This is a genomic window from Serratia sp. 22264, from assembly GCF_052045345.1.
GTDB lineage: Bacteria > Pseudomonadota > Gammaproteobacteria > Enterobacterales > Enterobacteriaceae > Serratia > Serratia plymuthica.
This window is the reverse complement of the sequence record NZ_JBQEOY010000001.1, coordinates 290,702-304,025: the sequence shown is the minus strand read 5'-3', so window position 1 is coordinate 304,025 and position 13,324 is coordinate 290,702. Positions and strand designations below refer to the sequence as shown.

Sequence of the window (13,324 nt, the reverse complement as noted above, 5' to 3'; positions counted from 1 at the left end):
AGGAAGGGGGTTATTTATATTCGTACGCGTAATAGCCGTATGCACTACCGGATTTATGTTCAACGGCGTTAAGAATAATACCTTTGATTTCCATCCCATTTTGCTCAAAGCGGCGGATACTCACCTCGATCTCTTTCAGCGAGTTAACACCGTAACGTGCAACCAACAGCGTGGTACCTACATTACGTGCCACGATTGCAGCGTCGGTCACCGCCAAAATTGGCGGGGTATCGACCAGAACGATATCGTATTCTTTACCCGCCCACTCCAGGAACTCTGTCAGACGGTTGTGCATCAGCAACTCTGAAGGATTCGGTGGGATTTTACCACGCGATATAAAGCTCAGATTTTCGATCGACGTCTTTCTGACCGCCTGCTGTGCAGATGCCTGACCGGAAAGCACGTCGGATAAACCAATACCCAATTCACAGTTCAGCAGTGAATGTGCATAACCTTTACGCATATCGGCATCAACCACCAAAATGCGTTGCCCCGCCTGGGCAATAACGGCAGCCAGGTTGATACTGACAAAGGTTTTACCAATGCTTGGGCTGGCACCAGAGATCATCAGCACATTATTTTTCGCTTCGAGCGAAGCAAAGTGCAGACTGGTCCGCAGGCTTCTGACAGCTTCGATGGCCAGATCCGCCGGGTTACCGACCGCAAGCAGCGTATAGCTTTTGATGCTACTGCGTTTGCCCGACAACATGGTTTCACGGTCGCTTTTCTGCTGCCATTCAGACAACGGAATGCTGGCATAAACGTTGATACCCTGCTGCTCCAACTGTTCGGGACTTTCGATACCGCGATGAAGCATGGTTTTCAACAACACGAAACCGGTAGAGAACAAGCCGCCCAGCAGGGTAACAATCAGTACGATGATGGTTTTTTGCGGTTTCACCGGACGCGGCTGCGTTACCGCCGGGTCAACAATGCGTACGTTACCTACTGTACTTGCCTTGGTGATCCCCAGCTCTTGCTGTTTGTTCAGCAACTGCATATAAATTTCTTGCCCAGCCTGCACGTCGCGGGTTAGACGTAGAATTTCCTGCTGAGTCTTTGGCATGCCACTGACACGTTTGTTGAGCTTGTCCTTTTCCTGCTGCAACGTTGCGCGTTTTTCCATTAGCGCACGATAGGCAGGGTGCTCTTTGGTGTAAAGCTTGGAGATTTCCGCTTCTTTGAAAGTCAATTCGTTCAACTGAGCTTCAACACCAACGATGGTATCCAGTACCGATTTGGCTTCCAAAGACAAATCGACCGAGTCGTTGGCCTGGCGGAAGCGATTGAGTTTATCCTCAGCACTGTCCAGAGAACTACGGACCTCGGGCAACTGTTCTTTCAGGAAGTCCAGGCTTTTGGCCGCTTCTTCTGATTTACGCTCAACGTTTTGCAACAGGTAGTTTTTACTGATGCTATCGAGAATTTTACGTACCAGAACCGGATCATCACCGACCAAGCTTAGTGCCAGGACGCCGGTATCCTTGCCTTTATCCTCAACGGTCAAAGCATCCAACAGATTATTGGTGGCAACCAAACGTTGCAGTTTGGCCACTTCAAATACCGTGCCAGGCTGTGCCGAGATTTCACTGACCAGTAAAGTGACGCCTTGGCCACTTGCTAACTCGCCGACCTTTGCTTTGATAATTTCAGTGCCATCTTTGCTGAGAACATAGTTCTTATCATCGATGACTTTCAATTCAAGCGCAGTATCATCCGAATTAGAAGGTACGGTAAGGCGAGACAACGCAATGCGTCCGGGTTCAACTCCCGTTAAACGAGCCCAACCGCGCCCAAAAACAGGGAAGAATTTTTGCTGAGCAACAGTATCAAGATTCAAATCGTCAACGGTTTTACCTGTCACCATGCGCGATTTGATGAGTTCGATTTCCGTCGAGGAACCCGGCTGACTGCTCGGCAGCATCTGGGATAAATCATTGACCAGTGAATTTCCTACGTTTTGCTCAACCTGAACCATTGCGTCGGCTTGGTAGACCGGGGTGGCAAAAAGCGAATAGATTATACCGGTAACAGAGAATAACGCTGTAATACCGATGATGAGCCATCGATGGTCAAGTAAAGTGCCCAACAAGCGACTTAGATCGATCTCGTCATGATTATTGGCCGTTGATAAGCCTGGTTTCGTATTATCAGTCATTGTAATCTCTGGTTAACGATTTAATGCCTCTGCCCATTTCTGAGCAGCATCATCAAGAAGGCGGTAAACAAACTCAAACGCTTCGGCGCTTTTTCTGTAAGGATCGGGCACTTCTTTTTGCCCCAGCCAATGAGCAAAAAGCATCGTCTTCCCTCTGACTTCCGGCGCCAACCGACAGACTGCATCAATATGGCCCTTTTCCATCACCAGTATCAGCGAATATTCCCGACACATTTCTTTCGTCAGTTGCCTCGCTTCATGCTGCTCTAGCGACAAATGGTGTTTTTCCGCGATAGCGATAGCGCTTTTGTCGGCTGGATTGCCAACCAAAGCGCTAATGCCGGCAGAGGCGATCTCTTTCTCTGGTAAATGTTGCTTTAGTAAGCGTTCTGCCGTTGGGGAACGGCAGATATTACCAACACAGACAACCAGAATAGAATCAAACATTACCGACTCCCCTACGGCCAATTACGAATACGCAATGTGCCTTCCGTGAGATTGTTGAAGCTATCAATGGTCGGTGCCAATTGAACGATCAGACGGTTCCATCGGGCGACCGGCGCTGCGGTCACGTAGACAATGTCATAAGGCTGCAGATGGAACTCCGCCCCCATTACCAAGGCCGTCGCATCTGCCATGTTGAGCTGATAAATGTTGGCCAGTTTTTCACCCTGCGTACCGTGCAGAGGGCGAATAACGAATACGCCTGTCGCATCTGCCGCCGCCTGACTGATCCCCTGGGTATTCCCCAGAGCTTCTGTCAACGTCATGCCACTGCGATCCATCTTGAGCGTTGCCGGCGTTTTAACTTCACCCATGACAAACACTTTCAGATCGTCATTACGCGGCACATAGAGAATGTCCCCCGGGTAAAGCAGGCGGTTCTGGGTCAGGTCCCCGTTCTGCATCAGTTGCTGCAGCGACAAACTCGACTCTTTGCCGTTGTGCGTCAGGACGATATTGCGCCAGTCAGCATTTTCCGTCAGGCCACCTGCGGCATTGATCGCATCCATCACTGTCAAGGGCACGTTGGTAATGGCTTGCTGACCAGATTTAGCCACTTCACCGGTCACGTAGGCTTTCTGGGAGCGGAATGCGGCAATATTAACATCAACCTGCGGGCTTTCGATGTATTGGGCCAAACGGGCGGCGATCTGATCGCGAATTTGGGTCACCGTTTTATCGACCACTTTCACCTTACCGATATAAGGATAGAAAATGGTTCCATCAGAGTGCACCCAGTTCCCGGTATCGCTGGCACTGCGGTATTGCCCCGCAGGGGTGGTTAACTCAGGGTGATCCCAAACGGTGACGTTGAGCACATCGCCCACGCCAATTCGGTATTCATAGGTGCTTAAAGAGGCATCCAACTGACCATTAGGCTGTGCTACCACTTTTGCAGGGCGCAACTTATCCAACAATTTGGGCGTCATCGGATAGATATTGACCATTTTGTCAATATCAAAGTCTGCATCCTCTTGCTTTACAACACTTTTACCGCTTGTGGAAAGGTGGGTTCCAGGAAACACAGTGCAACCACTGATTACGCTGATAGATACCAATAGCGATATCATTTTCAATTGTCGTTTTGCCATCAAATTATCATCACTTTCAAAGTAAATGTATCTGCAAAGCTACAATGCTAGCCGACCGTGGCTGCGTCTCTGTAACCTTACCAAAGTGCCTCGGTTTACGATTCCGTCATGCAACGGAGCTGAAACCTGTTGCAATAAATCTACAACGTTTATCTGTGGTTGATGAATACAAAGATATTATTATTAGCGATGTAGGGTATTCAGGTATTGCTCACACAGACTACCCCTACAGCCATCAACGTTAATTGTCTTTATAAAACAGTCAGTTGCGGAATTTTACAACCTGATTCGCAAAGTAAAACCGAGAAGACCAAACGGTAAAGCAGCCTGTAATAGAATGTATACTAATATAAAAAAGGAAATAGCGAAATTACATAAGGCGCAACTGATACAGTTAATTTCCCGCCCGGCCTGCATTGCGCAACTGAACGGGAAATGTGTACACCTTAGAGGGCCAGTTTTTCAGCCCATTCGCGGAAAGCTTTACCCTGGGTCGGATGACGCAGGCCATAGGTGACGAAGGCACGCAAATAGCCCATTTTTTCTCCGCAGTTGAATGACTCTCCAATCAACTCCATCGCTTCAACCGGTTTGTGTTTTAGCAGTTCAGCAATGGCATCTGTAAGTTGAATACGTCCCCACGCACCTGGCTCTGTTTTTTCCAGAATAGGCCAAATATCGGCGGACAGAACATAGCGCCCTACTGCCGAATAATTGGATTTAAACTGAACGTCACGACCCGGTTTTTCTATAATCGAGGTCATGCGGGAACTTTCACCGGGTTTCAGATTGTTGGTCTCGCATTCAACGACCGAGTAATCGTGCAGCACATGTTCATCAGCCGCCTGCACCAGCACCTGGCTCAATCCCGACTGTTCAAAGCGAGCAATCATGTGCGGCAGGTTATCTTTTTTAAGATCGGCTTTTGCGTCGTCAAGCAGCACATCCGGCAACAGCACGACAAACGGTGAGTCACCCACCAAAGGTTTGGCGCACAGCACCGCATGGCCCAGGCCCTTTGGTTGGCCCTGACGGATGTGCATCAACGTCACGCCTTTAGGCGTAATCGACTGTACCTCATCCAGCAGTTGGCGTTTTACACGTGCCTCAAGCATCGCTTCCAACTCAAAAGAGGTATCAAAATGGTTTTCGATCGCATTCTTGGAGGAATGAGTCACCAGAATGATTTCTTTAATCCCGGCAGCAACGCACTCATTGACAATGTATTGAATCAACGGCTTATCAACGATCGGCAACATCTCTTTGGGAATAGCCTTGGTTGCAGGCAACATGCGCATACCCAGGCCGGCAACAGGAATGACAGCTTTCAACTTGGTCATGGTAATCCTCTTTCTTGTGATCGCGTTTAAGCCGCAAAACTTATTTACTGTTCAATGTCTGCTTCAGCCATTGGGTAAAATCTTCACCTTCCGAAGCATGACGCAGGCCATATTGTACGAACGCTTTCATATAGCCCAACTTATCGCCGCAGTCGTGCGATTTGCCGCTCATATGGAAAGCTTCTACGGTTTCCTGCTCCATCAGGGCGGCAATCGCATCAGTAAGCTGAATTTCATCACCGGCACCCGGTAAGGTTTTCTCCAGCAACGGCCAGATATCCGCAGACAACACATAACGCCCTACCACTGCCAGATTGGAAGGGGCTTCTTCTCTTGTCGGCTTTTCGACCACAGCAGTCATTGGTGTGCTTGCACCTGCTGCCAGAGTAGCACCGCCGCAATCTACAACGCCGTATTTCGACACGTCTTGTTCCGGTACTGGTTCCACCATGATTTGACTGAAGCCGGTATCCGCAAAACGCTGAATCATTTTGGCCAGGTTTTCTTTACGCAGATCGGCGGTAGAGTCATCCAGCAATACATCCGGCAATAACACGATAAAAGGCTCATCGCCGATCATTGGTTTGGCGCAGAGTACCGCGTGTCCCAGGCCTTTAGCTTGGCCCTGACGGACTTGCATCACCGTCACGTCTGCCGGGCAGATGGTCTGCACCTCTTCCAACAACTGGCGCTTAACACGCGACTCCAATACAGCCTCAAGCTCGAAGGAAGTATCGAAGTGGTTTTCAATCGCATTTTTGGACGAATGAGTGACCAGCACGATATCTTTGATTCCGGCAGCCACACATTCATTCACGATGAATTGAATCAGTGGTTTATCGACCACTGGCAGCATTTCTTTAGGGATGGCTTTCGTTGCCGGCAGCATACGAGTTCCCAAACCCGCAACCGGAATCACCGCCTTCAGTCTTTTTTGCATAGTATTCATCCACAATCCAATAGATAAAAATATCACCGGCAGAAATCTATCGAGCATTTATAGGAAGGCTGCGGAATGAATCAGACACGCTACCGCCCTTGGCTTTCAGCTACCAATGCACTGTCGTCGTTCGGTATAGGACGACTGAGAGTTTCAGTCACGCTTTAATGTAAATTTAAGGCTCGTACTTTCTGCCAAGTGATAGTCAGCTCACAGAAAAACAAAAAAAACACGCCTTTATAACCAAACGATGATACTTGTAAATGTTTATATGGCTAAGATTCTTATACTATTACCTTATCGATACAAGCCTAAGATGGCCATTGGGTATCCTTTTCAGAATAAGACTACTGCTGGGGCAGTTCAGCGCAAAGTGTAGCAGCCCAGAGCTCTCATAACGGATTGATTTAAAAAAATATATTTCCGCTGCTTTTATCGGCAAGCGCGGAGAGTCATGATTCGCTGCCGCATCTTTTTGCTGAAAAGTGACGATTTATCTCTGTCTCGTATGCCCTGCCCTCCGATGAACGATGATTTTTTATACTTAAAATCATGATGCCGCACTCTTCCCCGTCCCAGCACAGTTTTAAAGTTGAATTTTCCCCGCCCAACACCCATCATTCCCTTACGGCATAAGCCGTCGAACTTACAGGTGAAATTGGGCGTATGGAATGGATCGCAGATCCAACAATTTGGGCCGGCCTGGCCACTTTGGTCGTGCTGGAAATCGTTCTGGGTATAGACAACCTTATCTTTATCGCCATTCTGGCGGAAAAACTACCAAAACAACAAAGAGATAAAGCTCGCGTCGTGGGTCTGTTGCTGGCCTTGCTGATGCGTCTGGTACTGCTCGCCTCTATTTCCTGGCTGGCGACGCTGACCAAACCGCTGTTTGTGGTCGCGGAGCACCCCTTCAGCGGCCGCGATCTCATTATGCTGGTCGGTGGTATATTCTTGCTGTTCAAGGCCACCATGGAGCTGAACGAGCGGCTGGAAGGCAAGGATGATGAGCAGCAAGGGCCGCGCAAAGGCGCCCGCTTCTGGCCCGTGGTGGCGCAAATCGTGGTATTGGACGCCGTCTTCTCTCTCGATTCGGTGATCACCGCCGTCGGCATGGTTGATCATCTGGCAGTAATGATGATTGCGGTCTGTATCGCTATCGGGCTGATGCTGCTGGCCAGCAAGCCGCTGACGCGATTCGTCAACGCCCATCCGACTATCGTCATTCTGTGTCTGAGTTTCCTGCTGATGATCGGCTTCAGCCTGGTTGCGGAAGGGTTCGGCTACCATATTCCCAAGGGCTATCTGTACGCAGCGATAGGCTTCTCCGTAATGATTGAAGCCTTAAACCAGCTGTCTCAGTTTAACCGTCGCCGTTTTCTGTCAAAGGTACGGCCACTGCGTGAACGAACCGCAGAAGCGGTGCTCCGTATGCTGAGCGGCAAACATGAAGAAGCGGAGGTGGACAGCCACTCTGCCAACCTGCTGGCCGACAGCGCGAGCGAAAGCGGGGAGATATTCAACCAACAGGAACGGCACATGATAGAACGTGTGCTGGGCATGGCACAGCGTACCGTAAGCAGCATCATGACCTCTCGCCATGACGTGGAATACCTCGAGCTGAATGATCCGCAGGAAAAGCTGACCCAGTTGCTGGAAAAAAACCAGCATACGCGCATTGTGGTGGTCGAAAACAGCGCCAGCGATGAACCGCTTGGCGTCATTCATACCATTGATGTCCTGAAACAGCAGTTGACTCAGGTACCGCTCGATTTACGTGCGCTGGTGCGTCAACCGTTGATTTTCCCGGAGCAATTAACGCTGCTAAGCGCACTGGAACAGTTCAGACAGGCGCAGACGCATTTCGCTTTTGTCGTCGATGAATTCGGTTCGGTCGAGGGGGTCGTTACCCTGACAGACGTGATGGAAACCATCGCCGGCAACCTGCCGGAAGCGGGCGAGGACGTTGATGCACGGCACGACATTCAGCAAAACGAAGATGGCAGTTGGACCGCCAACGGCCATATGCCGCTGGAAGACCTGGTGCTTTATCTGCCTTTGCAGCTGGAGGATAAGCGCGAATACCACACGATAGCCGGCTTGCTGATGGAACACAGCCAGCGCATTCCCCAGGAAGGTGAGCAATTGCAGATCGGTGACTACCTGTTTGAACCGCTGGAAGTCAGTAGCCACCGTATTTTGAAAGTGAGGATCACCCCGCTGTCGGTACCGGAGCCAGACTACGAGGTATAAATCGGTGCCGGGCGATGCCCGGCTACCTTTATAGATGCTGAGGCACCAGCAGTTCGGTTGCCACAATCACCACGATCAACCCGACAATCACCGGCACCGAAGTCCGTTTCACCACGTCGAACGGCGAGATTTTCGCCATGCCGGATACCGCCACCACCACACCGGAAACCGGCGACAAAGTGCGCCCCAGGTTTGAAGCCTGCAACATCGGGATCACCAGATAGGCCGGATTGACGCCCATCTGCGCAGCCAATTTGGGGATCAGCTCTACAAAAGCATAGAACGGCGCATTCCCCGAGCCGGTGGTCATTGCCGCCAGCATGGTAATCACCACCAGTACCAACATCATGATAATGCCGCCGGTACCGAAAGACTGCGCCAGACTGATTAACCCACTGATAAAGCCGAGGGTGCTCAACCCCTGAGCGAATACGCCGGCGGCCACCAACAGCATCACCACGCTGGCAAAAGCGTCCGCCATACCGCGATACGCGACTTCCAGGCCGGTAAACACCTGTTTGGCGCTGAAACTACGCAGGAATTCAATCACCGCCGCCAGCAACATACAGCCAACCAGCACCGTGATGATATGCAACTCCGGCCCCCATTTACCGTCAAAAACCAGCACGCCCAGGATCGGCGTGAACGGCAAAACCGCGTAGAAACCCGGAGCATGCGTGGTAATTTCACTCACATCCATAATGTGGTGCTGTTCGTTATTTTTCTTGTCGAGATAGCGTTGCCAAAAGAAATGCGCAATCGCCATACAAACAATTGCCGCAATCGAAATAGGTAAGGTGGTTTTAAAAGCGAAGTCCACCAAAGGCATTTCCGCCGCCTTGGCGGCCAGCACCACGTCACCGGACGTCGGCGCCAGAATAATCGCCGCGGGCGAAGCGCAAATCGCTGCCGCAGCACCACGACTAATGCCGACGTTAACCATCAATGGGAACAGTGTAGCCATCAGCAATACGCCCAGGCCGGTGGCGGAAGAGACCGCCAGAGACATCAGGCAGGCGACGAAATAGGCCGCGACCATCAAAAGATACGGGGAATTGATCATCTGCAGCGGACGGGAAGCCAGCTTTACCACCACATCGTTGGCGCCAATGTGTGTCATATAAGCCGCAAATCCGCACAACATCATGATCATCATGCCAAGATCGCCACCGCGACTCATCAGCAGAATTTTAACGTATTCGATGATGTCGGTGGTGCGCCATCCCGTAGACGCGGCGCCGGCAGGCAGCAGGTTTTTCCCCATTCCGGCGCTTATAGCCAGCAACAGCAGGCCGCCAACCATCAACACCCCGGTAGCGGAGTAGCCCTTGATAATATAGCGACCAACGGCAGCCGCAACGGCTGCACCAATAAGAAGTTCTATCATATTCCCTCAATTTGTTGTTTTTAACCGTGCTGAAGCCCAGAAGTCGCATAACTGCCCAATACTCTGCACAAACACAGCAGAAGTTGTCATGATTTCTATCAAAGTTACGGGAGGAAATTATTGGGAACGGCAAATGCTCTGCGGGGATCAAAGAAGGCGCGGGCCGCTGACCGGCCCGCATCTTACCAGGGGCTAAAGCTTATCGAGCAGCTTTTTAAGATCCTGACCTTCACGCGAATCTTTGTTTTTTTCGGCCCATTTGTTCAGCGCATCCTTGGCCCGGTTTTGCAGCGTTTTACGTAATACCTGATCAACCTGCAATTGATAGTTAAGCTGTTGCCAAGGGCCATAAACCCGCAGTGGAATTGGCGTTTTTTGCAGTTGCTCGATCAGTTCGCCGCGCCCTTGCCAGCCGCCAGTCACCCGCACGTTAAGCACCATATCGCACTGTTTACCCGGCATATTCACCGTACCGCCACCGCTCAGATTCAACAGCGGGGAGTCCGCACTCAGTTCACTGATGTTTACCGTACCGCCGCTCAGGTTGGCTTTCGCCGAAAGCTGTTTCACTTCGGTAAAGCGCTGGTAATTATCCTGCCCACGCACGCTGCTGTCGTTACGCGCCACCGCCTGCTGGATCAACTGCTGAATATTCAGTCCATGCAGTTGCGCGTCCTGCATCGCTAACTGGGCGGATCCCTTCCACCGGTGTTCAAACGACTGCGAAGTCAGGCGATCACCCGTTAAATCCCCTTGCATGCTGAATTTGCCGGTCAACACCTGCGGCATGTCGAACGCCTTAAGAACGGCACCCAGCTCAACCTGCTTCAACACCGGTTGCACGGCGATCACCGGCCTGCCGCCACGCGCATCCAGCGAACCCGGTAACGCAAAGTCCCCCCCAGCCAATTGGCCGGAGAGCGTATGCACCGTCAGCAAGCCCTGTTGGTTATCCGCTTGCAGCGCCAAATGGGCAATGTTCATGCCACGATAGGTCAGTTGGTCAACGTTCAAATTAAGCTGCGCAGTAAAGTCTCGCAACACTTCCAGATTTTGTTGCGGATCTTCCGCTTGGTTAGCTATCACCGGCGCCGCAGTCACACTCACGGCTTGTTGCGTGCCCGAGCTGGATTGCCAGCCGGAAAGCGCATCCAAATTCAGGGCCGTCGATGTCAGATTCATTGCATAAACCGGCACCTCGCCGAATCTCACGCTGCCACTGCCAGAGAACTGACTGTCGTTGGCGCTCAGAATCAATTGGCTTAGGGCAATTTGCTGCGGTGTTTGTTGATACGCCACCTGGGCGCTGCCATCACCTTTAATGCCGCCACCCAGAATGTCAGCACCTTCCAGTTGATAATTGAACTGAGTGACCGTGGCCGCGATGCGCCGCGGGTATTGCTGCAGATCGATATCTGCCGCCATGCTGAAAGTCAGATCGCGCTGGTCGCGGTTAACCCGGCTGGAAAGCTCCATTTGCGCATGACGATTGGCATTTTGCTGCAGGACGAGGTTAATATCGCGAACGTTAATTTGCTCGTTATTGGCGCGCTGCCAAATCAGCAGGCTGTCCACAATCCGCAGATTATCGATATCAAATTTCCACGGGGTATCCAGGGTCTCTTCGGTATCGCCCGCAGGTGCGATAGGTGCGTTCGGTTGATTTTGCTCTTCACTCTCGGGTGTCAGGCGAATGACGGCATTTTTCAGCATCACCTGTTTCACAAACAGCTGATGCGACAACAACGGCAAGAGTTTGACATCAAGGCGCATGTTATCCGCGCTCACCACCGGCGCTTTGGCTCCGGGTGCGGTCAACGTCATGCGCCCGGCCAGAATGCTGAGCTGCGGCCAGATATGCCAGCGCAGGTCGCCGTCCAGCGTCAGATGATAACCGCTCTTTTGTTCGACCTTCGTGACCATATAGGCGCGAAAATCATTCGGATTAACCAACAGCACCAGCGCGGACATTCCCGCCACCAGCACAACCAGTAAAATCACCAAAGTCGTCAGTAATCTTCTCATGCCATCCTCTTGTCAACGCCACACCGACAGTGCTTCAAGCGCTGTTAGTCCTTGTCGATTCGACTGGCCACTGCACCCTGCTGATCGCGGTATTTTGCATCCTGCCGGCTGTTGTAAGGACGCGCCGCCGGCCCGGAAAGCGGTTCAAAGCTTAGAGCGCCAATCAACATGCCCGGACGCAACGCCAGCGGCAACTTACCTGAATTATAGAACTCCAGAACAATCCGCCCCTGCCAGCCGGGATCGATACGGTGCGCGGTCACGTGAACCATCAGCCCCAGACGCGCCAATGAGGAACGGCCATCAAGCCAGCCCACAAGATCGCTGGGCAACGTGACCGACTCAAGCGTGACCGCCAGCGCCAGTTCGCCTGGGTGCAGGAAGAAGGCTTCGCCTTCCGGCAGCACTATCTCGTCACTCATCACGCGGTCCAGCGCCGCGCTGACTTCGTCTTTTGGTCCGCTGAGATCGATAAACGCGGCAGTATGGCCGCGAAACACGCGAAACTGATTGCCTAAACGGACATCCACTGTAGCCCCGTTAATACGCTCAATCGGCGGACGCGGTGAAATCACCAGTTTTTCACTATCCAGCCAGGCTTCTATATCACGGTCGCACAGTCTCATTTCTTTATCTCCATCAAGGCGTGTCACTAAAACAAAAATTGCCACACAACGGACAAAAGGTCTACGCCACGGCGTAAATACTTGCCCGACGGCCGGAAACACAGGTTTCCCGGCCATTGAACGGCATTATTCAAAGAATTGGCTGATCTTAGCTTTTAGAATGTCGATCGCAATGCGGTTTTTGCCGCCGCGCGGAACGATAATGTCGGCATATTGCTTGGAAGGTTCAATAAACTGCAGGAACATCGGACGAACGGTTTTCTGATATTGCGCCATGACCGAATCCATAGAACGTCCACGCTCATTGACGTCACGCTTCATGCGGCGCATCAGGCAAATATCCAGCGGCGTATCGACAAAGATTGAAAAGTTCATTTCCTGGCGCAGGCGGATATCCGTCAGCAACAGGATCCCCTCCAGAATAATCACCTTTTTCGGCTCGAGGTGGATAGTCTCTTTCTTGCGCGTATGTTCGGTGTAACTGTACAGCGGCAACTCTATCGCCTTGCCTGATTTCAGCATTTGCAGATGCTGGAACAGCAGGTTGTGATCCATGGCGCTCGGGTGATCGTAGTTAGTCTTGACCCGTTCTTCCATGGTCAGGTGCGTCTGGTCTTTGTAGTAACTGTCTTCAGGAATAACGCCGATATGTTCATCGCCAACCTGATCGCGAAGTTCACGATATAACGTGCTGGCAATAAGGCTTTTTCCGGAGGCAGATGCGCCAGCTATACCAATAATGACGCACTGATGCGGCTTGTCAGTCATAAAATTTAAAGACCTGATTTCGAAGTGTGAGGGAGGGAACTAAAACGCGACAATTATAGGGAGTTAGCCGGCATTGCGCCACCCTATATTGTCGCAGCAGGGCCGCTATCTCGGGTTATTTCGCCAAAATCGGCCTTAAGGTTTTAAGATTATTGCGTCTAGGGTAATCCGATGTCGCAGGGTAAACTCCGTAGCTTGTTCATTATCCTGCTGATGGGATGATGTATTTCAC

10 protein-coding genes are annotated in these 13,324 nt (G+C 51.4%); 1 reads left to right on the top strand and 9 read right to left on the bottom strand.

Annotated elements, in window-relative coordinates:
- Window positions 1-10: 10 nt before the first annotated feature.
- The 5 genes from wzc to galU all read right to left on the bottom strand — a co-directional run bounded on the left by wzc (window position 11) and on the right by galU (window position 6,033).
- Complete coding sequence (gene wzc / locus ACTJJ1_RS01500; RefSeq protein ID WP_004942392.1) at window positions 11-2,158, bottom strand: tyrosine-protein kinase Wzc; 2,148 nt, start codon at window positions 2,156-2,158, stop codon at window positions 11-13.
- A gap of 12 nt (window positions 2,159-2,170) precedes the next feature.
- Window positions 2,171-2,605 carry an arsenate reductase/protein-tyrosine-phosphatase family protein gene (locus ACTJJ1_RS01495; RefSeq protein WP_004942391.1) on the bottom strand — a complete coding sequence of 145 codons (435 nt, stop codon included), beginning with the start codon at window positions 2,603-2,605 and terminating at the stop codon, window positions 2,171-2,173.
- Between the two features lie 11 nt (window positions 2,606-2,616).
- Window positions 2,617-3,753 (bottom strand): polysaccharide export protein, encoded by a 1,137-nt coding sequence (locus ACTJJ1_RS01490; RefSeq protein WP_004942388.1) that lies wholly within the window; start codon window positions 3,751-3,753, stop codon window positions 2,617-2,619.
- Between the two features lie 446 nt (window positions 3,754-4,199).
- Complete coding sequence (locus ACTJJ1_RS01485) at window positions 4,200-5,093, bottom strand: UTP--glucose-1-phosphate uridylyltransferase (RefSeq protein WP_004942386.1); 894 nt, start codon at window positions 5,091-5,093, stop codon at window positions 4,200-4,202.
- A gap of 40 nt (window positions 5,094-5,133) precedes the next feature.
- Window positions 5,134-6,033 carry a UTP--glucose-1-phosphate uridylyltransferase GalU gene (galU, locus tag ACTJJ1_RS01480; protein ID WP_041416843.1) on the bottom strand — a complete coding sequence of 300 codons (900 nt, stop codon included), beginning with the start codon at window positions 6,031-6,033 and terminating at the stop codon, window positions 5,134-5,136.
- Window positions 6,034-6,699: 666 nt separating this feature from the next.
- Between galU and ACTJJ1_RS01475 the strand changes: the two genes are divergently transcribed.
- Window positions 6,700-8,286: a TerC family protein gene (locus ACTJJ1_RS01475; protein WP_004942383.1), complete on the top strand. Its 1,587-nt coding sequence runs from the start codon at window positions 6,700-6,702 to the stop codon at window positions 8,284-8,286.
- A 28-nt stretch (window positions 8,287-8,314) separates the two neighbouring features.
- Here ACTJJ1_RS01475 and dcuC read toward each other — a convergent pair whose 3' ends face one another.
- The 4 genes from dcuC to udk form a co-directional block, all read right to left on the bottom strand.
- Window positions 8,315-9,673 carry an anaerobic C4-dicarboxylate transporter DcuC gene (dcuC, locus tag ACTJJ1_RS01470; RefSeq protein ID WP_440832098.1) on the bottom strand — a complete coding sequence of 453 codons (1,359 nt, stop codon included), beginning with the start codon at window positions 9,671-9,673 and terminating at the stop codon, window positions 8,315-8,317.
- A 192-nt stretch (window positions 9,674-9,865) separates the two neighbouring features.
- Window positions 9,866-11,698: an outer membrane assembly protein AsmA gene (asmA, locus tag ACTJJ1_RS01465; protein ID WP_325986994.1), complete on the bottom strand. Its 1,833-nt coding sequence runs from the start codon at window positions 11,696-11,698 to the stop codon at window positions 9,866-9,868.
- Window positions 11,699-11,742: 44 nt separating this feature from the next.
- Window positions 11,743-12,324, bottom strand: coding sequence for a dCTP deaminase (dcd, locus tag ACTJJ1_RS01460; RefSeq protein ID WP_004942378.1), 582 nt, complete (start codon window positions 12,322-12,324; stop codon window positions 11,743-11,745).
- Window positions 12,325-12,450: 126 nt separating this feature from the next.
- Window positions 12,451-13,092 (bottom strand): uridine kinase, encoded by a 642-nt coding sequence (udk, locus tag ACTJJ1_RS01455; RefSeq protein ID WP_004942376.1) that lies wholly within the window; start codon window positions 13,090-13,092, stop codon window positions 12,451-12,453.
- Window positions 13,093-13,324 lie beyond the last annotated feature (232 nt).

Bases quoted from the DNA above. Each gene is read 5' to 3' on its own strand.
- wzc (WP_004942392.1), bottom strand. From the start codon at position 2,158: ATGACTGATAATACGAAACCAGGCTTATCAACGGCCAATAATCATGAC.
- ACTJJ1_RS01495 (WP_004942391.1), bottom strand. From the start codon at position 2,605: ATGTTTGATTCTATTCTGGTTGTCTGTGTTGGTAATATCTGCCGTTCC.
- ACTJJ1_RS01490 (WP_004942388.1), bottom strand. From the start codon at position 3,753: ATGGCAAAACGACAATTGAAAATGATATCGCTATTGGTATCTATCAGC.
- ACTJJ1_RS01485 (WP_004942386.1), bottom strand. From the start codon at position 5,093: ATGACCAAGTTGAAAGCTGTCATTCCTGTTGCCGGCCTGGGTATGCGC.
- galU (WP_041416843.1), bottom strand. From the start codon at position 6,033: ATGCAAAAAAGACTGAAGGCGGTGATTCCGGTTGCGGGTTTGGGAACT.
- ACTJJ1_RS01475 (WP_004942383.1), top strand. From the start codon at position 6,700: ATGGAATGGATCGCAGATCCAACAATTTGGGCCGGCCTGGCCACTTTG.
- dcuC (WP_440832098.1), bottom strand. From the start codon at position 9,673: ATGATAGAACTTCTTATTGGTGCAGCCGTTGCGGCTGCCGTTGGTCGC.
- asmA (WP_325986994.1), bottom strand. From the start codon at position 11,698: ATGAGAAGATTACTGACGACTTTGGTGATTTTACTGGTTGTGCTGGTG.
- dcd (WP_004942378.1), bottom strand. From the start codon at position 12,324: ATGAGACTGTGCGACCGTGATATAGAAGCCTGGCTGGATAGTGAAAAA.
- udk (WP_004942376.1), bottom strand. From the start codon at position 13,092: ATGACTGACAAGCCGCATCAGTGCGTCATTATTGGTATAGCTGGCGCA.